The sequence below is a fragment of the Streptomyces sp. NPDC002671 genome (assembly GCF_053592475.1).
Genome location: NZ_JBSFVU010000006.1, coordinates 208,158 through 228,032, shown reverse-complemented (window position 1 = coordinate 228,032; position 19,875 = coordinate 208,158). Strand labels below are relative to the sequence as shown.

Sequence of the window (19,875 nt, the reverse complement as noted above, 5' to 3'; positions counted from 1 at the left end):
GTGTCCCGCACGGGTGTCACCCCGACGTCGTCGATCCGTGTCCAGCGGCGTCACGGCACGCGGCGAGGACGCAGGGGTGACGCCGATGCGACGGGCGAGTCGCGGACGGATCACAGGGAGTCTGCATCGTTGCGGGATACGCGGACAGCACGGCCAGCAACGTCAGCACGGTCAGCAACGCCAGCACGGTCAGCACGCGCCGGGCCAAGGGGGGTTACGCATGGGTGACTTCGGTGTGATCGCCGATGTCTCGTCGGTCGTCGTGAGCACGCTGACGCAGGCCCTGCGCGGGTTGAGCCAGGTGGAACCGCCGATCGCGGAACTGAACGACCTGTCCGAGACGGTGCAGACCCCGCCCCCCAAACTCACGGTGTTCCTCTACGAGATCGCCGAGGATCCCACCTCGCGCAACCGGCCACCGGTGCGCTCCCAGCCGCCCGAACCGCTGAGCGTCCGCAAACCGCCGATGGCCCTGCTGCTGCGGTATCTGATCACCCCCTGGGGCGGCGACCAGGCGACCCAGCACCGGATGCTCGGACGCGCTCTGCAGACCTTCTACGACGACGCGATCCTGGACGGCGTACAGCTCTCCGGTGGCCTGGCCGGCAGCGTCGACTCGCTGCACCTCACCCTGACACCGCTGACCCTCGACCAGAAGTCCTGGGTCTGGTACGCGATCCAGAAGCCGTACCGGCTCTCACTGAACTACGAGGTCCGCGTCGTCAACCTGGACTCTGCCGTGGAGAGTGCGGTACGGCCGGTGCAGAGCCGGACCATCGGGGGGACGGCGACACCATGAGTGCCTTCCTGCCCCTTGCCCGGTCGACGCTCTACAGCCCCGTCTGGCTGGTGCCGTTCGACGACTACGCACGGCGGGTGCGCGCCGCGGGCGTGGACGTCCGCCTCGAACGGTTCGACGAGGCGAGCGGCGGCTGGCTGCCGCTGGACGACAGGGCGGTGCGCACACCCAGCGGATCCATCGCCTTTCCGGGGCTCGGCAGGCGGGCAGAGCCGTGGGCGGCCCGGCCGGAGCGCCACCGGGCCCGCTTCGCGGCCGCCGGCTACCAGCCGCTGTACCCGGCCGACGGCCAGCCGTTCTCGGCCGAACTCGTCGGCGTCGACTTCCTGGTCCACCCGTACGACGACACCCACCCGCCCTCCGTGGGGGCCTCGCCGCGGCTGGTCCGGCTGCTGCCGGCGGTCTCCTTTCCGTACCCGCCGGGTACGCGCACGGTCCACGGTGTCGTGCTCGATGCCGCCAGCAGGGCGCCGGTCGCGAACGCGCTCGTCGAGGCCAGGGGGCGCACCGGCCAGGACCTGACGCCGTGGCACGAACGCACGCTCTCCGACGCCCGGGGAGCCTTCCGGCTCGCCCTGCGCTGGGAGGGCGAGAAAGCCGCCGAGCACGCGGTCGAGGAGACATTCCGCCTGGAGGCCACCGAGCGGCCGGGCCGGACCGGGGCGCTCTTCGTGCACCTGCCCCAGGACGCGGAGCGTCAGCACGTCATCGAGATCCGTGAGCAGTGAGGAGCCCATTTCATGGCCGAGTATCTGAGCCCCGGGGTCTATATCGAGGAGATCGACGCGGGGCCGCGGCCGATCGCGGGGGTGAGCACCAGCACCGCCGGGATGGTCGGGGTCACCGCTCGCGGACCGTACACCGGCAAACCCAAACTGGTGACGAACTTCCTGGAGTTCCAGAACACCTTCGGCGGCTTCCTGCCCGAGCCGGAGGCGTCCGTGCGGGACGCGTGGGCCGACAACCCCTCCGAAGGCGGCCGTTGGTGGCTGTTTCCGCTGGCCGTCAAGGGATTCTTCGACAACGGCGGCCAGCGTCTCTATGTCAAGCGGGTCGCCAGTGCACAGGCGACGCCCGCCTCGGGCGACCTCGTCCAGGGTCTGGTGAGCCCGATCGCCACCGATGCCGCGCGCGGCGCGACCGGTCTGCAACTGGGCCACCTGGTCGGCTTCACCGGCGTCGGACAGCAGATCCAGCTCTTCCGGGGCGACGACCAGCAGGCCATCCACACCGCCACGGTCTCCGGCTACGACATGACCAAGCGCCGGATCACGCTGAGCGCCGCCCTGCCCGCCGAGGTCAGGACGGCCCGCGGTGACTATGTCCAGGTCGGGGCGCGCGGCACCGAGCGCACGCTGCGGCTGTCGGCCAACAGCCCCGGTTCCTGGGGCCGGGGCGTCCAGGTCCGGGTCCAGCCGATGGTCGGCGCCGCGTTGCCGGTGCTGCCCGACCCGCAGGAGGGCCCGCTGTTCGTCACCCGGCTCGTCGCGGACGCCGCCGCCGACAGCGAGACGGTCGACGTGGCCGCGGCGCCCGGGCTCGACCCGGCCGGCCTGCCCGCCGACGTCTGGGCCCAGATCGGCTCCGACCGGTACAAGGTCGAGGTGGGCCAGCCGGCGGACGGCAAGGTCACCCTGACCCTCCCGGCAGGCACCACCCACCCGGCGTGGGAGACCGGACTCACCGTGCGCCGGGTGCGACGGGGCAACCTCGCGGCGGGGCCGACCCTCAGGGTCGGCGGCGCGAGCAGGCTGTACGAGGGAGCGGTCGTCCAGGTCGACGACGGCACCACCATGACCGCCGTGCACGTCCAGACAGTCGCCGGCGACGCCGTCACCTTCGACAGCGACGTACCGGGGACGTTCTTCGAGACCGACCGGATCCATCTGATCGAGGCCGAGGTCAGCACCCGGTTCTCCGACCCGGGCGGCACCACCGTCAGCGAGACCTTCCCGGGTCTTCGGCTCTCCGGCGACACCCCGTCGAACCTGGTGACCGCCTTGGCCGGCCGGTCGCAGCTGGTACGGGCCACCGCGCTGCCGGGACTGTCCACCGACCCCACGAAGTTCCCGGTGCCCGCGACCGGCTCCTGGCTGACACTGGCGGACGGTGACGACGCGTACGAGTCCCTGAGCGTGGCCGACTTCGTCGGCGCCGACGGCGGCAGCGGGCGGCGCACGGGAATCGTCGCGCTGGAGGACATCGACGAGGTCGCGATCTGCGCGGTGCCCGGCATGTGGTCCGGCACGGTCGAATCGAGCCTGGTCACCCACTGCGAACTGCTCAAGGACCGGTTCGCGATCCTCGACCCGCGCGACGGCCTCGACATCGAGGGGATCCAGGCGTTCCGCGAGCCGTTCGACACCAAATACGCGGCGCTGTACTACCCGTGGCTGGTCACCCGCGACCCGTCCACCAACCGCGATGTCGAGGTGCCGCCGTCGGGCCACATGGCCGGCATCTACGCCCGGGTGGACGTGGAGCGGGGCGTGCACAAGGCACCCGCCAACGTGGTCGTCCGGGGCATCCGGCAGACCGACGGCTTCGCCCAGGACATCACCAAGCGCCATCAGGACCTGCTGAACCCCAAGGGGATCAACGCGCTGCGGTTCTTCCCCGGCCTGGGCCACCGGGTGTGGGGCGCGCGCACGCTCTCCTCGGACAGCTCGTGGAAGTACATCAACGTCCGGCGGCTCTTCCTCTTCCTGGAGGAGTCGATCGACGAGGGCACCCAGTGGGTGGTCTTCGAGCCCAACGACGAGTCGCTGTGGGCCCTGGTCCGCCAGACCATCACCAACTTCCTCACCACGGTCTGGCGCAGCGGCGCGCTCGCCGGGACCACCGCGGACGAGGCGTTCTTCGTCGCCTGCGACCGCACCACGATGACCGAGGACGACCTGGCCAACGGCCGTCTCATCTGCGTCATCGGCGTCGCGCCGGTCTTCCCCGCCGAGTTCGTGATCTTCCGGATCCAGCAGAAGACCCGTGAGACCCAGCTCGCCTGAGCATCCGACCGAGGACCACCGAGGAGCGAGGAGGGGCCACCATGCCGCCCGTGACCAGGGACGATCCGTACGCGTCCTACAACTTCCAGATCATCGTGACCAACGTCAGCGACGACGGCGTCGCGGTGAGCGGCTCCTTCACCGAGGCCAGCGGCCTTGAGCTGGAGATTCCGCCGATCGAGTACCGCAACGGGAGCGAGGACATCACCGTCCGCAAGATCCCGGGGCTCAAGAAGTACACCAACCTCACCTTCAAGCGCGGCATCACCGGCCATGTCGGCTTCTGGAACTGGGTGGTCGAGGCGCTCAACGGCAAGGTGCGGCGCACCTCCGGTTCGATCGTGCTCCTCGACGAGAACCGCCAGGAGGCCATGCGCTGGAACTTCGACCGCGGCTGGCCGACCAAGTACACCGGCCCGACCCTGAGCGCCACCAAGAACGAGATCGCCATGGAGACGCTCGTCCTCGCGGTCGAGAAGCTGGAGATCGACGTCTGACATGACCAGTGAAGCGCTTCCCGGCGTGTCCCTGACGCTCGCGCCGCGTGGGTTCGAGGCCGAGCCGCTGCGCACGGACGTGGCGGCGTTCCTCGGCCGGCTCCGCCGGGGTCCGGTCGGTGCCCCGGTGCGGGTGGAGAGCTGGAACGACGTCGTGGGCGCCTTCGGTCCCCCCGCGAGCCCGTCGGGCAGGGGGGACCCGCTGGACGGCGCCTTCGCCACCCCGTACGCGCTGCGCGGATTCTTCGAGAACGGCGGCCGTACCGCCTGGGTGCTCCGCGTGTCCGGGCCGGCCACCACGGCCTGGACACGGTGGACGGTCGGCCCGCTGAGCGGGTTCCCCGCCACGCGCTACCGGGTGGTCGCCACCAGCCCGGGCACCTGGGCCAACGGTGCGGGGGTCGCCATCCGCTACCAGGCCAGCACGGTCGCCGGACCGCCGACGGTGAGCGTACGGGTCACCGTGCCCGGCGAGGTGCCCGAGGCGTTCCCCGGTCTGCCGCTCCCCGAGGCCGCGGACCGGCTGGCCGCGTCCCGCTTCATCCGGCTGCTCCCGGACGGGCCCCCGCCACCGTCCGGGCGACCCGGCCCGATCTCACGGTCCTGGGAGCTGACGCTCGCGGGCGGCACCGAATCCGCGCCCACCCGCGGCGAGTACGAGGACGCCGTGGCCGTACAGACCGAACTCCCGGAACCGGCGCTGGTGGCGCTGCCGGACCTCGGCACGGACCTGTCCGGGAGCGCCCACACCGACGTGGTGCTGGAACTGCTGCGGAGTGTCGCCCCGTTGCACGACCGGCTGGCCGTCCTGGACGTACCGCCCCGGCTGTCCTCCGTGGACGAGGTGGTCGACTGGGTGGGGTCGCTGACGGCGACGGGCGACAGCCGGCTCCTTGACTGCGCGGCCGTCTACCACCCGGCGCTGCGCACCCCCGACCGGCACGGGCTGCGCACCGTCCCCGCCTCCGGGCACGTCCTGGGCGTCATCGCCCGCCTCGACGGCGAGCGCGGAGCGCACCACACGCCCGCCAACGCCGTGATCCTGGAGGCGGTCGACCTGGTGGACGAGTTCCCCGAGCCGCAGCAGGTGCGGCTGTTCGACGCGGGCATCGACCTGGTGCGGTGCACCCGCGGGCGGGGTCTGACGGTCTGGGGCGGGCGCACCCTGTCCGCCGACCCCCGCACTCGCTACATCGCCCACCGCCGCCTCGTACATCTCCTGGTGCGCGCCATCCGGAGGGTGGCGAGCCCGCTGGTGTTCGACGTCAACTCACCCGAGCTGCGGCTGACGTTGGTGAGGGCCGTCACCTCGGTGCTGCTCTCCGCCTTCCGGGCCGGGGCGCTCGCCGGCGCGCGGCCCGAGCAGGCGTTCCGGGTGGTGTGCGACGACACCGACAACCCGCCTGAGCAGGACCCGGGAGAACTCGTCTGCGAGATCGAGGTCGCCCCGGCCGTCCCCATGGAGTTCATCCGGCTGCGTCTGGTACTCGGCCAGGACCGAGGTCTGGAGGTGATCGAGGCATGAACGAGGACCCGCTGCCGAAGTACCGATTCCTGGTCACCCTCGACCCCGGCGACGCCTATCTGCCACCCGCGCAGGCGCTGCTGCTGCCGCTGGTCGCGTCCGGTGCCTTCCAGGAAGTCACCGGTCTCGGCGCGCAGTTGGAGGTGACGAGCTACCCGGAGGGCGGTCGCAACGACTCGGTGCACCAGCTGCCGCTGCGCCACTCGTGGAACCGGATCACCCTCAAGCGCGGTGTGGTGCGCGATCCGGGCCTGTGGGCCTGGTACCAGGCCGGGCTCGCCGACTCGCTGGGCGCCCGCCGCGACGGCGCGGTGATCGTCCTCGGCCCGGACGGGGTGCCCGGCGCGGCATGGGCGTTCCACGGCGGTCTCGCCGCCAAGTGGACCGGTCCGGATCTGCACGCGGAGCAGAACGCGATCGCCATCGAGTCGCTGGAGATCGCCCACGAGGGACTGACCAAGGCCCTGCAGGACGCCGCCTCGAGCGGCCTGTCGCAACTGAACCGAGGGAGGTGACCGTCGTGCCGAAGGTGACCATTCACCAGCTCGAAGTGCGGTTCCAGGTGGACGGCGACGACGGTGCGGTGTTCACCCGCCTGTTCAACAAGCACATCCAGGCCTGGTCGCAGCTGTACGAGGACGCGTGCGCCCGCGCCGCGCACACCGAGGCCGAACGCCGCTTCGGTGACGGGGAGGGGCAGTCATGAGTGTGACGCCCGTGTCCTTCGCCCGGCAGGGCTCGGCCCAGGCCCGCCTGGAGATCGTCCGGCCGGTGATCGCCGATGAGCGGCAGCGGCGGATCCCGCTGCGGTTCAACCCCACCGACTACAAGCTGAGCAAGAGCAACACCTTCGCCGAGATCACCATCCCGGGCCTGGAGACCCCGCCGTTGCAGTATGTGCGCGGCGGCACGGAGACCCTCACCGTCCAGGCGCTCGTCGACACCTCCGACACCCTGGAGAACGTACGCAGGACCTACGTCGACGCGGTGCGCAACCTGCTGCGGCCCGACAGCCGCGAGCACGCGCCGCCGGTCGTGCGGTTCGTGTGGGACGAGGAGGTCTTCACCGGTGTCGTGGAGAAGCTGGACGTCAGCTACCAGCTGTTCCGGCCGGACGGCGTGCCGCTGCGGGCCATGCTGGACCTCTCGCTCAAGGAGTTCCGCACCGCCGCCGTGCAGGTCGCCGCCACGCCGCGCTCCTCGCCCACGGTGGAGAAGAGCTATGTGGTGCGCCGCGGCGACACGCTCAGCTCCATCTCCAGCGCGCTGTACCGGCGGCCGGACGCCTGGCGGGAGCTGGCGCGCGCCAACGGCATCACCGATCCACGGGACCTCAGGCCGGGCCGGGTGCTGACCGTGCCCCGGCTGCCGTGAGGAGCGCGCGATGAGCACTCCCACCCCCGAGGTCGCCTCGCCCGACCGGTACGCGCCCGAGTTCGAGGTGCGCATCGAGGGCCTGGAGCTGGACCCGTCCACCAAGAACGACATCATCGACATCAAGGTGAACCGGGACATCGACGAGATGTCGGGCTTCGACCTGACCCTCAACAACTGGGACGACGCCAAGCTGCGGTTCAAGCACAGCGACTCGCCGACCTTCAGGCTCGGCGGCCGGGTCTCGGTGCGGCTCGGCTACGCCGACAAGCTGCTCACCGTCGCCACCGGGACCATCTCCACACTCAGCCCGAAGTTCACCGAGAGCGCCTCGCCCACCGTCCAGGTGAGCGGAGTGGACGGGCTGCTGCGGCTCAAGGACCGCAAGCCCACCGAGAACGAGATCAAGATCTACCGCAATCAGCCCGACTGGCGGATCGCCGAGCAGATCGCCCAGCGCAACCACCTGCGGGTCGAGGTCACCCGGGAGGGACCCACGCAGGACCTGGTGGTGCAGAAGAACCAGGACGACGCGACGTTTCTGCTGGAGCGGGCCAAGCGGCTGGACTTCGACTGCTACATCCTGCCGGACCCCCGGACCGGCGAGGACACGCTCTACTTCATCAAACCGACCGACGGCCGTGACGGCCGGCCCCTGCGGGTGTACCGGCTGGCCTACGCGCCGGGCCTGTCCACCGGCCCCAGCGCCCAGCCCGAGGGGCTGATCCCCAACCTAATGGAATTCACCCCGACCCTGACCGTGTCCCAGCAGGTCAGCAAGGTCACCGTGCGCGGCTGGGACCCCCGTACCAAACAGCCCATCGCGTTCACCGCGACCGCTCAGAACCTGCCGGCCGGGCAGAACACCGCCGACGGGCAGAGCGGGCCGCAGGTCGCCGAGTCCACCCTGCAGGGCCGTCAGGAGGTGCTGGTCGACGCGCCGGTCGGCAGCGACCAGGAGGCCCGCGAACTGGCGATCAGCCTGCTGCGGGAGCGGGCGTACGAGTTCATCACCGCCACCGGCAAGGTGGCGGGCCTGCCCGAGCTGCGGCCCGGCGACAACCTGGAGATCTACGGCCTCGGGCGCCGCTTCTCCGGCATGTACTTCGTCAAACGCGTCGAGCACACGCTCAACACCAGTGGGTTCTTCACCCAGTTCACCGGACGGCGGATCCACCAGGGGGACCAGTGACCATCAGGACCACACCGCGGGCCCGCAGCACCGACAAGCGGTACTACGGCGTCGTCTCGGCGATCGTCGTGGAGAACGACGGCGACGACGAGGGCCAGGTCAAGGTGAAGTTCCCCTGGTTCGACGACGTCACGGTCACCGACTGGATCCGCGTCAGCCAGCTGTACGCGGGCGGGGGCTACGGCTCGGTGTTCGTGCCCGAGAAGGGCGACGAGGTCCTGGTGGCCTTCGTGCACGGGGACATGCGGTACCCGATCGTGCTCGGCGGTCTCTACAACGGCGAGGACAAGCCGCCGACCGCCCGCACCCAGGGCCGCGACCAGAAGATGATCCGGACCAGCCACGGGCACGAGGTGCTCTTCGACGACGCTTCGGACAAAGCCGCTGTACGGATCACCTCGGCCGCCGGGCACGTGATGGAACTGGACGACCAGGGCAAGGCGATCCGGATCACCGCCGCCGCGGGCGGCAGCGTGACCGTGACCGCACAGGGCGAGATCACGCTCAAGGCGCCCAAGGTGACCGTCGATTCCCCCTCCATCGACCTCGGCGGCGGCGCCACCGAACCCCTGGTGCTGGGCAACGCGCTGCTCCAGGCGTTCAACACCCACACCCACCCGTCCGCCGCCGGGCCCACCGGCCCGCCGACCCCGCCGCTCACCCCCGCCGTACTGGCCAAGAAGGCGAGGACGGCATGAGCGAGGAGTTCCTGGGGACCGGCTGGCGGTTCCCGATCCTGCCCGACGCCTCCGGGCGCCTGGGGTACGCCGTCGGCGAGGAGAGCATCGAGCACTGTCTGCGGGCGCTGCTGCTCACCGGCACCGGCGAGCGGGTCATGCGGCCCGAACTCGGCACCCGCGCCCACGAGCTGGTGTTCGCGCCCGGCAGCGTTCAGAACCTGCGCGACCTGGAGAGTTCGATCGCCGCCGCCGTCCGCGACCATGAGCCCAGGGTGGAGCTCGACGAGGTCCGTGCCGAGGCCGACCCGGCCGACGAGGCGCGGATCACCGTCTCGGTCGTCTACCGCATCCGGCGCAGCAACACCAAGGCGAACCTGGTGTTTCCGTTCTACGCCGGGCTCACCGGCTCCACCGCCTCCTCGGGGAGGACGCCGTGACCCTGCCCGCGCCCGAACTGGACGACCTCACCTGGGCCGACATGATGGCGGCCATCCGCCGCCGGATCCCCGCCGAGTCGGACGGCACCTGGACGCTGCACGCGCCCGTCGACCCCGGTGTCACCCTCCTCGAACTCTTCGCCTACCTCCTCGAACAGCGGCTGTACTGGCTCGACCAGGTGCCCGACGCACTCGTGGTCGCCATATTGCGGCTGCTCGGCCTGGAACCCCCGCTCCCCGCCCGGCCCGCCGCCACCGTGCTGAGCGTCGCGGCCCGGCAGGCGGGCACCGCCGTCCCGGTCACCCCCGCCGGGACGGCGCTCACCCGTGACCCGGCGGGGCAGATCGTCTTCACCCTCGACGATGACGTGGCCGTCTTCCCGCTCGCCGAGGACGGCGAGGTCACCGTATGGACCGACCGCGACCGCACGGCGGATCTGCGCGCCCGCCGGGGCGTCCCGCTGCTCGCGGCCGACGGGGCCCCCGCCGAAGTCCGGTTCACCCTGCCGCTCGCCGGGGCGCACCCCGCGCCCGGCCCGCTCAGCCTGCTGTTCGAGCTGGACGCGCCCGCCGCGTCCGCTGCGGCCTGGCTGCCCGGGGCGGTCGCCGACGTTCCGCCGCCCGCCGGGCTGACGTGGGCCTGGTTCCGGCCCGGGACCGAGGTCTCGGGTCCGTTCGCCGAGGTCGAGGACGGCACGGCCGGGCTCAGGCGCTCCGGGGTCGTCCGGCTCCACCCGCCCGCCGGCTGGACCACCCAGGAGTGCGGGATCCTGGTGTCCACCCCGGCCGCGACCCATGCCGCCCCGCCGCGCCTGCTCCGGCTCGCCGTCAATGTGTCGGCCGCACACCACCGCCGGCGGCGCACCGCGAGCGGCGGCGAACTCCAGGAGCAGATCGACGCCTGGCTCAAGCTGCCCGGCCAGCACCTGGTGCTGCCCGAAGCCGCCGAGCGCCTGCTGGAGGCGAGCCTGCGACTCGGGGGGCAGGAGTGGCAGGCCGTGCCCGACCTCACCTTCGGCGGGCCCGCCGACCGGGTCTTCGTCCTCGACCGGACCGAGGGCGCGCTGGTGTTCGGCGACGGACTCACCGGGCGCATCCCTCACCCGCGCCAGGAAGCGAGCGTCGAGTACGCGATCGGCGGCGGCCGGGACGGCAACGGCGGCATGACCGCGAACTGGGTACCGGCCGGGGACTCCACGGCGGCGGTCACCGCCTCCAGCCTGGTGCGTGCCGAGGGCGGCACCGACCCGGAGACCGTCGCCGAGGCACGGCAGCGCGCGGCCTCCTCCCTCAGCGAGGTGACCCGCGCGGTCACCGCGGACGACTTCACCACCCTCGCCCGCACCACACCGGGCGTCGCCGTCGCTCGCGCCTACGCCTCCCTGGGCGAACACCCCGGCTTCCCGTGCACCCCGGTGCCCGGTGCCGTCACCGTGCATCTCGTACCGGCGGTGCCGCGCGAGGACCTGGCCCGCGAGGACTTCGTGGCCGCGCCGCGCCCCGACCCGGGCATGCTGTGCGCGGTCGCCGCCCGCCTGGAGCGGGCGCGGCTGCTCACCTCCGAGGTCTTCGTCCGCGCGCCCCGCTACCGCGACGTGGTACTGCGCGCCGACCTGTCGGGCGACCCCGCCGACCGAGCCCGGGTGTCGGCCCGGCTGACCGAGGCGCTGCGCCGCTTCCTCGACCCGCTGGTCGGAGGCGACGACCAGGACGGCTGGCCGTTCGGACAGCCGCTGCGTCCCTCGGCTCTGCTGCGGGCCGCGCACCGCGCGCTCGGGGACCTCGCGGACGTCTCCGCCGTGGCGATCGGCCTGGACGGGGCCGACCCGGACGAGGACTGCCGGGAAGTGCCGCTCGGGCCCGGTGAACTACCCGTCCTGCGGGCGGTCCGCACCCGGATCGTGCCCGCCGTCGAACCGGGGGAGGGGCTGGCATGACCGGCGACGTGTGGTGGGAGAAGGCCGCGCGCGAGCAGGAGGGACGGCTCGTACCCGGCCCCGGACCGACCGGCGTCCAGCCCGAGCTGACCGACGCGACCCGTGAGGCGGTCCGGGCCCAGGTGCGCGGCCGGATCGCGGGCTACACCCCGGACTGGACCGATCCCGACCGCCAGGACGCAGGTGTCGCCCTCGTCCGCCTCTTCGGCACCCAGACCGAACCCGTGCTCACGCGCGTCAACCGGCTGCCGGAGAAGGTGCTCGCCGAACACCTGGCGACGGCCGGGGTACGACGGCTCCCGGCCGCGGCGGCGGCTGCCCTCCTGGAGTTCACCGTGAACCCCCCGGACGGCACCTCCGTCCTGGTACCCGCCGGATTCCAGAGCGCGGCGTCCGGCCCGGCCGGGCAGGTGGTGTACGAGACCGACCAGGACCTGTACGCCACCCCGGCCACCCTCGCCGCCCTCGCCGTACAGGAGGGCGGAACGCTGGAGACCCTGCCGCTGGGACCGGCCGGGCCCAGCCGTCCGTTCGCGCCGTTCGGCCGGGACCCGGAGCCCGGCAACGGCCTGTGGATCGGGCTCGCCGGGACGGCCGCCCCCTACCCGCACCTCTCGCTGGGCTTCGTGGTGGTCGCCGCCCCGCCCGCGCCCGCCGACTCCGGCGGCCTGGTGCCCCTGCCGCTGCCGCCCGCGCCGCTGCTGCGCTGGGACGTGCTGGACGGCACCCGGCTGGTCCCCGCCGAGCTGGTGCGCGACTCCACGGCCGGGTTCCGGGCGAGCGGGACCGTCGAGCTGCGGGTGCCGCGCTCATGGGCGCCGGGCAGCCCGCCCGGCACCCGGCCCAGGCCCCCGCTGCGCTGGCTGCGCCTGCGGATCGCGCACGGCGTCTTCGGCGGACCCGCGCCAGTGCTCTCCGGGCTGCGGCTGAACATGGTCGCCGCCACGGCCGCCCGCACCGTCAGGGACGAGCCGATGCAGCCAATCGAGGACAACGGGGACAACGGGGCCAACGGGGCCAACGGGGCCAGCGGGGCCAGCGGCCGGCGCCGTATGAGGCTCAGCCAGCTGCCCATCCTCACCGGGTCCGTGGTCATCGAGGTCGACGACGATCCCGGCGCCGATGTGTTCGGCACCACGGCCGGTTCCGCCTCCCGCTGGCAGGAGGTGGAGAGCCTGGCCGGCTACGGCGCCGACGACCGGGTCTTCACCGTCGACCACGAGAGCGGCGAGGTGACCTTCGGTGACGGCGTCCACGGCGCGGCCGTACCGCCCGGATTCCGCAATGTCCGCGCCGTGCGCTATCGCGTGGGCGGCGGCAGCGCCGGAGCCGTGCGCGCGGGCGCGGTCAGCGCCGTGGTGACCGCCCTGCCGTATGTCATCGGCGTCAACAACCCCTTCCCGGCCTCGGGAGGTACGGATGCCGAGCCCGACGCCGACGCGATGCGCCGGGGGGTCGGTGAACTGCGGGCCCGGGGCCGGGCCGTGGCCCCGGCCGACTACGGCCTGCTGGCCACCCGCGCGCCCGGCGCGTCGGTGGCCCGCGCCCACGGCGTGCCCGGCCTGCACCCCGATTACGCCGGGGCGCCGATCCCAGGTGTCGTGGGGGTCCTCGTCGTGCCGCCGGGCGACGACAGCGGAGAGCCGCCGGTCCCCACCGCCGCGACACTGCGGGCCGTCGCCGACTACCTCACCCGCCAGGCCGCCCCCGCCGGGGTCACGGTGGTCGCCGCCCCCGTGCCGTACCGCCGGGTCGCCGTCGAGTCATGGGTCGCCCTCGACCCGGACCTGGACCGCGCCGAGGTCCTGACCAGGGCGGGCGACGCGGTGCGCGGCTATCTGGACCCGCTGCGCGGCGGGGAGGACGGCGCGGGCTGGCCGTTCGGCGGCGCGCTGCGGCACACCGCACTGGTCCGGCGCCTGCTCGCGGTCGACGGGGTGCTGGCCGTCGACCGGCTCTCGCTCACCGTCGACGGAGTGCGGCTGCCGCCCTGCACCGACCATGCGATCGGGCCCCACGACCTGGTCTGGCCGGAGCGCCCGCTGCTGATCCCGGTAGGAGACCGGCCATGACGTGCACACCACACCCCGCGACCTTCCGCCTCCTGGACGGGTACGTCGGCTGGGACCAGACCCCCGCCGGAAGCGAGCCGGGCACGGGCGGCATCGTCGGGTTCGACGATCCGGCCGGCATCCGGCTCGCCTACCGCGGCGGCGCGGCGGAAGGACCGACCAGGCAACAGCTCCTGCCGTGGTTCCCCGACCCGCGCCTGGCGCCGGCCTGCGGGCCGTGCGGCTGGTATCTGGTGGTCCCCGAGGAGCGCCGGCTGCTCCGCCGCGACGTGTGCAGCAGTGCCTTCACCCCCGTATGGCCGCCCGAGTGCGACCCGGGCCTGCTGCACCGGCCGGTCTCCGTCGCCGCGCGCGGACACCGCATCGCCGTGGTGGAGTCCGACCGGGTGCTCGTGTGGCGCCGCGAGGGCGCCCAGCTTGCCGGGGTGATCCGGGTGCGGCGGCCGAGGCGGGCCGCACTGGGGCCCGGCGACGAGGTACTGATCGCCACTCAGGGCAGTACGGACCTGCGCCGGTTCGACTCGGCGGGCGGACGGAGAGGGGTGCTGCGCACCGGGGCGCGGGGCGAGGTCATCGGTCTGCGGACCGGAGACGAGCGGACGATCTGGCTGCTCACCGACGACGGCACCCGGCTGCGGATCTACCGGGGCGGGCACGGCCGGCCCTTCCGCACCGCCACCGCGGACGAACTGGCCGGGGCCCTGGCGCCGTCCACGCTCACCTCGGTGGACGAGGACGGGTTCTGCCTGGACGAGAAGGGCCCCGACGGACCCGTGACCCACTGCCACACCTGGCGGGGCCTGCCCAGGGACCCCCTGCCGCCCCGCAGCGACACCTACCTGACCAGCGGCTCGTACCTCACGACCCTGATCGACAGCGGTGAATCGCGCTGCCGCTGGCACCGGGTGCGCGTCGACGCCGAGGTGCCCGCGGGCACCTCGGTCTCCGTCGGGATCGTGGTGACCGAGGACGGCCGCTACGAGCAGAGCGACTGGCAGGCATCGGCTCCAGGGACCACGGACTTCCTCGTCGACCAGCCGCCCGGCCGCTTCCTGCGGCTGCGGCTGCGCCTGTCGGGCGACGGCGGTGCGACTCCGGTCGTGCACCGGATCCGGCTGGACTTCCCCCGGGTCACCAGCGCCGACCTGCTGCCGCCCGCCTTCCGTCAGGACCCCGCGGCCGACGACTTCACCGAGCGCTTCCTGTCGCTGTTCGACGCCACGTTCGCCGACCTCGACCGGGTCGTCGAGCGGTATCCGGCGCTCCTCGACCCGGCCGGCGTACCGGACCGGGTGCTGCCATGGCTCGCCGGACTGCTCGGCCTGTCGTTCGAAGCGGGCTGGGACGCGCGGACCCGGCGCGCGCTGCTCGCCGCGGCCCCGGAGCTGTACCGGCGCCGGGGCACGCCCTGGGCGCTGCGGGAAGCGGTGCGCATCGTGTTCGGGGTGACCCCGGTCATCGACGAGTTGGCCAAGGACCGCCGCTGGGCCCAGCTGCGCGCGGCCGTCGGGTGCGCGCCACCCGGGCCGGACCAAGGGCTCGGCGCCGTACGGCTGTTCGGCCGCTCGGCAAGTCGCTTCCGGGTCGGCGGCTCGGAACTGGGCGCGGCGCCACTGCGTGCGTTCGGGGCGCCCGACAGCGATCCGCTGACCGCGCACGCGCACCGGTTCCGGGTGCTGCTGCCCGCCGGGTCGGCGGACATCCGGGCGCTGCGACGGCTGGTGGAGCGCCAGGCGCCCGCGCACACGGTGGGGGCGGTACGGACCGGCGGCGCCGGCTTCGTGGTCGGCTCCCGGTCCACGGTCGGCGTGGACACCGCGTTCGTCCCGCTGCCGCCGCCCGTGCTCGGCGGCGGAAACCCGCTGCGGCTGAACCGCGACGGGGTGCTCAGGCCGGGATCCAGAGGATTGCGCCGAGGGGTGGGCGTGGGAGTCGTCTCCGCCGTCGGTGTGCATACGCAAGTGTCGTGAGAGGACGGGCGATGACGGAGACAGGAACACCAGGGACGGCGGAGTTCGACGCGCCGCCGCTGCGCAGGCTGCGGTACTTCCACGGCCAGATGCTCGGCGCCAGGGACTTCCAGCGTGAACAGGAGTACTACCGTGAGAGGTTGAAGCTGCGCATGCGCTGCCTGCTCGGCTACGGCGTGGTGTGCGGCCTCTTCGTGGAGCCGGTGCCGGGGGAGGACGACTGTACGCCCGGCGGCGACGGGCACACGGGTGCCGACGAGCCGGCCGAGACCGGTGAACACACCGACGAGCACACCGAGGCGGAGCACACCCGGCACAGGGCCAGGGTGCGGATCACCCCCGGCCTCGCCGTGGACTGCGACGGCAACGAGGTCGTGGTACGGGGCGGTTGCGATATCGACCTGTGGCAGGCGCTGCCCCCCGGCGAGCGGGACACCGACACGGTCTGGGTCGGCATCCGCTACGCCGAGCGGCCCGTCGAGCCCACCCGCGCCGTCTACAACGACGCCTGCGCGGACACCTCCGACTGCGAGTTCGGCTGGACGGAGGAGTGCCACAAGGTGGTCGTCACCGGATGCGAGCCGCCGGTGGACGAGCGCTGCGACACCTGCTGCTCCCGCTGCGAGCACACCACACTCTGGCTGGCCAGGATCGACTGCGTGGACCGGTACCAGCCGGTGCGCCGGGACCAGATCCATATGAACGTGCGCCGCCCGTTCGGCCGCCATCTGCCCACGGTCATCACCGGGATCAACTGGATCCACGGACACACGTACACCATCGACGAGGCCAAGGCCCTCCTCGGTACCCAGGACGAGGGCGGCGGCCTGGTGGTGCGGTTCTCCGCCGATGTGCGCGCCGACTCGCTGCAGCCGGGCGTGGTGGAGATCCAGGTGATCGAGGGCGGCAGCGGCCGCAACGCCTCCACCTGGTACATGGGCGGCACCTTCACCGAACCCGGCGCCGAATGCGGCGAGTTCACCCAGGAGCTCCGCTACCGCCAGACCACGCGCGAGACGCTGCAGGACGGCGACCGCGTGATGATCACCGTCCGCGCGGCGTTCATCCTCGACCGCTGCTGCCGTCCGGTCGACGGCACCCACGTCGGCGGACGCGTACCGACCATCGATGCCGGCACGGACGCATTGCTGGCGGCCCACGGGGGCTGCGAACTGCCTCCGTCCGGCATCGGTCCCTGGACGTCCGGAACCGGGGCGGGCGGGGACGTCTTCGAGAGCTGGTTCTTCGTTAAGGAGCGCTGATCATGCGAACAGACTGCGGATGCGGCTGCGGTGGTGACGCCACCCGGACCTCCGCCTTCGTGCGCCCGCGCTTCTTCGCGGGCCAGCTGCTGACCGAGGACGACCTCGGTCTGCTGGTCGACTACATGACCGCGAAGGGCAGGCTGCACAACCGCTCGCTGTACGGACCGGGGGTCATCTGCGGCCTCGGCGTCACCTGCGCCCCGTGCGGCGGCGGCATCGTGGCGGTCCACCCCGGACACGCACTCGACTGCGCGGGCAACGACATCGTGGTGCCCTGCACCGAACAGGTCGACGTACGGGCCCTGGTGCGGGAACAGCGGATCAGCGCCCTCGGCGTGGACTGCGGCGAGGACTGCGACGACGAAGGAGGCCGCCGCTACGGCCTCTATGTGCGCTACCAGGAGCTGCCCGTAGAGCCCGTGGCGCCGTACGCCACGGAGGAGCCCTGCCCCTCGCCGGGCTGTGTGCCCTCCCGAATCCAGGAGGGCTTCCGCTTCGTCGTGAAGTGCGACGACTTCGAGGACCACCGCCACAACCCCGGCACCCAGTTGCTCGCGAGCATCGGCGACCTGGTCCGGGCCGACCGCGCCCGCACCCGGGACCGGCGCCTGGAGTACTACCTCGACGCCCTGTTCACCGCCTCGGCCGGTACCGGCCTGACGTTCCGCTTCGACGCAGCCGACGCCAAGCGGTACGCCGCATCCCTGGCCTGGCTGCGCCAGAACGCGGGCGGCGAGGGGCCGCCGCCACCGCCGGCCGCCCGCGAGATGACCGAGCACGTCCGCGCGCTCGCCGGGGGTGTGGCCCGCTACGACACCTACGACGCCGCCGGACAGGAGCGGCTCAAGGGGGAGTACCCGGACCTCGCCACCGTCCAGGAGGCCCGCGGCGTCCTGGGCACGGCCTGCGACCGGCTCCGCGAAGCCGACATGGAAGCGGCCTGGCCGGACCCGCTGCGCCGCACCCTCGCCCGCGCGGTCGTCACCGAGACCGCGGCCCGGGTGGTGCCCGAGCAGGGCGACGCGGACGCGCCGCTGGAAGTGCGCATGGTGGCCCAGGGCACACCGCTGAGCCATGCGCTGCGGGTGGAGTTCCGCGCGGACCTCGGCCTGATCAGGGAGTGGCTGCTGTGCCGCCTGGACCAGGTGGGCGAGACCGGCGACTGCCGGCTGCGCACGGAGGTCGCCGCCGTCGACGTACCGCCGCTGCTGCCGGCCCCGCCGCCGGACAGCGTGGAGAAGGCGACCATCGCCGAGGTGCAGCAGATCGCCGAAGCAGCGGCGGCACTCACCGTCGCGTTGCGGCGCTTCCTGACCGACGCGGCGTGCGCCACACTCAACCCGCCGTGCGGCGACTGCACCGACACCGACGTGCTCCTCGCCCATCTGGAGCTGGACGACTGCGAAGTCGTACGGGTGTGCTCCGGGACCCGCGAGCAGGTGCTGCCGGGCGGAGGGGCGTACGGCGAGTGGCTGCCCAAGCTCTACCGGCTGCGCGAACTGGCCGAGCGGGTGTGCTGCGGGCCCCTGCCGCGCTTCGAGAAGCCGACGCTCCCGCCGGAGGGCGAAGTCGTGCGCCCCTACGTGGAAGGTCTGCTCGGCGACTGGCCGCGCACCGGGGACCTGGAGGAGATGCTGTCCCTGCTGCTCACCCCGGCACCCGGCGAGACACCGCCCAAGGCGCTGCACGAACAGGTCTACACCACTCCCAGTGAAGTGACCGACAGCATCCAGGAGTTGGCGATACTGCGCACCCAAGTGGCTGAGCTGACCGCCGCCCTGGAAGGGCTGCGTACCCAACTGGGCAGCGCCCAGACCCAGGTCGGCCGGTTGAGTGGGCAGGTTCCGGAAGACCTCGAGTCCCGCCTCGCGCACCTTGAGGGCGGGTCCGGTGAGCCGTCCGGCGAGTCGTCCGCCCAGGCCGGGCCCGCCAAGCCGCTGGCCAGGCGCACCCGCCCTTCCCGTAGCCCGAAGTCCGGGGAGACGCCATGACGGGCCCGCTGCGCCCCGCCTTCCACGAGGGCCAGGTGCTGGCCGCCGCGGACCTGTCGGCCACGGTGGAGTACGCGCGCGGCACGGCCGCCCGGCACGCCCGTCATCTGCACGACTGGGGCATCGCCGAGGGGCTCGGCCTGGTCACCGGGGGCCGCACCGACCCGCTCACCAACGCCCGCTATGTCGAGGTGAGCGTGGCGCCGGGCATCGCCGTCGACGGCACCGGCCGCGAGGTGGTCCTCACCGAGCCGGTCGTGCTGCGCGAGAGCGACTTCGAGGAGGTCAACGGGGCGGACCAGCCGACGGACGAGCCCTACCCGGTCTTCCTCACCGCGGCCGACCGGGAGCCCGCCCAGGCACCCGGGCCCGTATCGTGCACCGGCGGCGCGACCAAGACGCGCGTGGAGGAGTCGTACCAGATCCTCTTCGGGCGCCTCGGCGACGAGCGGCTGGTCGACGAGCAGCGCCCGCCCGCGACCGGCGCCCCGCCGGCCGATCCGCCCGCCCGCTGGCTCGTCCTGCTCGGCTACGTCCGCTGGACGGACGGCCACTTCAGCGGGGTGGAGACCAAGGCCCGCGGGGTCGGGGTGCGCTTCGCGGGCGTACGCGCGGACACCGTCTCGGCCCGCTCGGGCGCGCTGACCCTGCGCACCGGCCCGAACGCCGAGGAGGGCAAGCCCGCGCTCGTACTGTCCGGGGGCGACAAGCCCAGTCTGGTCTTCGGCCTTTACCAGGGCAGCGGCACGGTCGCCCCGCTGATGACCCTCGCGGCCAACGGCAACCTCACCATCGAGGGCAGCTTCAGCGGCCGGATGCCGGTCGGCAGCACCCTGGTGGTGTCCGGGACGGCCACGGACGGAATGCTGCTGCCGCTGCCGTCCGGCATCACCCCGGAGCAGATCGCCGACGGCCGGGTCGTGATCCATGTGCAGCTGACTCCGCGCATTCCGCCGACTGCCAGCAGATCCACACTGGTCAGCACGGTGGAGGCGGCCGTGGACGGCGACCGCCGGGTCAGGTGCCGGACACGGCTGTACGAGGCCACGACGCAGGCGGTCGTCGAACGGCCCGGGGCCGTCGACTTCCTCGTCCTGGCGACGGTCGCGGCAACGAACGGAGGTGGCTGAC

General features: G+C 72.9%; 17 protein-coding genes. All 17 read left to right on the top strand.

The window, feature by feature from the left end; translation table 11 throughout:
- Nucleotides 1-220 precede the first annotated feature (220 nt).
- Genes ACWD35_RS11715 through ACWD35_RS11635 form a run of 17 tightly spaced genes read left to right on the top strand, consistent with a single transcriptional unit; the run spans nucleotide 221 to nucleotide 19,874 of the window.
- Entirely contained in the window at nucleotides 221-799 is a 579-nt protein-coding gene (locus ACWD35_RS11715) for a DUF4255 domain-containing protein (RefSeq protein WP_451351004.1), read from the top strand.
- On the top strand, nucleotides 796-1,527 hold the full coding sequence (locus tag ACWD35_RS11710) for a carboxypeptidase-like regulatory domain-containing protein (protein WP_451351003.1): 732 nt from the start codon (nucleotides 796-798) through the stop codon (nucleotides 1,525-1,527). Before ACWD35_RS11715 ends, ACWD35_RS11710 begins: the two co-directional genes overlap by 4 nt.
- A 12-nt stretch (nucleotides 1,528-1,539) precedes the next feature.
- Nucleotides 1,540-3,804, top strand: a complete 2,265-nt coding sequence (locus ACWD35_RS11705; RefSeq protein WP_451351002.1) for a phage tail sheath family protein — start codon at nucleotides 1,540-1,542, stop codon at nucleotides 3,802-3,804.
- 41 nt (nucleotides 3,805-3,845) lie between these two features.
- On the top strand, nucleotides 3,846-4,301 hold the full coding sequence (locus ACWD35_RS11700; RefSeq protein WP_225830072.1) for a phage tail protein: 456 nt from the start codon (nucleotides 3,846-3,848) through the stop codon (nucleotides 4,299-4,301).
- 1 nt (nucleotide 4,302) lies between these two features.
- On the top strand, nucleotides 4,303-5,826 hold the full coding sequence (locus ACWD35_RS11695) for a phage tail sheath family protein (RefSeq protein WP_451351001.1): 1,524 nt from the start codon (nucleotides 4,303-4,305) through the stop codon (nucleotides 5,824-5,826).
- Nucleotides 5,823-6,341: a phage tail protein gene (locus ACWD35_RS11690; RefSeq protein WP_451351000.1), complete on the top strand. Its 519-nt coding sequence runs from the start codon at nucleotides 5,823-5,825 to the stop codon at nucleotides 6,339-6,341. Before ACWD35_RS11695 ends, ACWD35_RS11690 begins: the two co-directional genes overlap by 4 nt.
- On the top strand, nucleotides 6,338-6,532 hold the full coding sequence (locus ACWD35_RS11685) for a putative phage tail protein (protein WP_451350999.1): 195 nt from the start codon (nucleotides 6,338-6,340) through the stop codon (nucleotides 6,530-6,532). The genes ACWD35_RS11690 and ACWD35_RS11685 overlap by 4 nt, the downstream gene beginning before the upstream one ends.
- Nucleotides 6,529-7,200 (top strand): CIS tube protein, encoded by a 672-nt coding sequence (locus tag ACWD35_RS11680; protein ID WP_451350998.1) that lies wholly within the window; start codon nucleotides 6,529-6,531, stop codon nucleotides 7,198-7,200. Before ACWD35_RS11685 ends, ACWD35_RS11680 begins: the two co-directional genes overlap by 4 nt.
- Before the next feature lie 10 nt (nucleotides 7,201-7,210).
- Nucleotides 7,211-8,392, top strand: coding sequence for a phage late control D family protein (locus ACWD35_RS11675; RefSeq protein ID WP_451350997.1), 1,182 nt, complete (start codon nucleotides 7,211-7,213; stop codon nucleotides 8,390-8,392).
- Nucleotides 8,389-9,090, top strand: coding sequence for a phage baseplate assembly protein V (locus ACWD35_RS11670; RefSeq protein WP_451350996.1), 702 nt, complete (start codon nucleotides 8,389-8,391; stop codon nucleotides 9,088-9,090). The genes ACWD35_RS11675 and ACWD35_RS11670 overlap by 4 nt, the downstream gene beginning before the upstream one ends.
- Nucleotides 9,087-9,509, top strand: coding sequence for a GPW/gp25 family protein (locus ACWD35_RS11665; RefSeq protein WP_451350995.1), 423 nt, complete (start codon nucleotides 9,087-9,089; stop codon nucleotides 9,507-9,509). The genes ACWD35_RS11670 and ACWD35_RS11665 overlap by 4 nt, the downstream gene beginning before the upstream one ends.
- Nucleotides 9,506-11,446 (top strand): putative baseplate assembly protein, encoded by a 1,941-nt coding sequence (locus ACWD35_RS11660; RefSeq protein WP_451350994.1) that lies wholly within the window; start codon nucleotides 9,506-9,508, stop codon nucleotides 11,444-11,446. Before ACWD35_RS11665 ends, ACWD35_RS11660 begins: the two co-directional genes overlap by 4 nt.
- Nucleotides 11,443-13,518 carry a putative baseplate assembly protein gene (locus ACWD35_RS11655; protein WP_451350993.1) on the top strand — a complete coding sequence of 692 codons (2,076 nt, stop codon included), beginning with the start codon at nucleotides 11,443-11,445 and terminating at the stop codon, nucleotides 13,516-13,518. The genes ACWD35_RS11660 and ACWD35_RS11655 overlap by 4 nt, the downstream gene beginning before the upstream one ends.
- Nucleotides 13,515-15,488: a phage tail protein I gene (locus tag ACWD35_RS11650; RefSeq protein WP_451350992.1), complete on the top strand. Its 1,974-nt coding sequence runs from the start codon at nucleotides 13,515-13,517 to the stop codon at nucleotides 15,486-15,488. The genes ACWD35_RS11655 and ACWD35_RS11650 overlap by 4 nt, the downstream gene beginning before the upstream one ends.
- Before the next feature lie 11 nt (nucleotides 15,489-15,499).
- Nucleotides 15,500-16,750, top strand: coding sequence for a hypothetical protein (locus ACWD35_RS11645; RefSeq protein ID WP_451350991.1), 1,251 nt, complete (start codon nucleotides 15,500-15,502; stop codon nucleotides 16,748-16,750).
- 2 nt (nucleotides 16,751-16,752) lie between these two features.
- Entirely contained in the window at nucleotides 16,753-18,744 is a 1,992-nt protein-coding gene (locus ACWD35_RS11640; protein WP_451350990.1) for a hypothetical protein, read from the top strand.
- Nucleotides 18,741-19,874 (top strand): hypothetical protein, encoded by a 1,134-nt coding sequence (locus tag ACWD35_RS11635; RefSeq protein WP_451350989.1) that lies wholly within the window; start codon nucleotides 18,741-18,743, stop codon nucleotides 19,872-19,874. The genes ACWD35_RS11640 and ACWD35_RS11635 overlap by 4 nt, the downstream gene beginning before the upstream one ends.
- The last annotated feature ends 1 nt before the right edge of the window (nucleotide 19,875 follow it).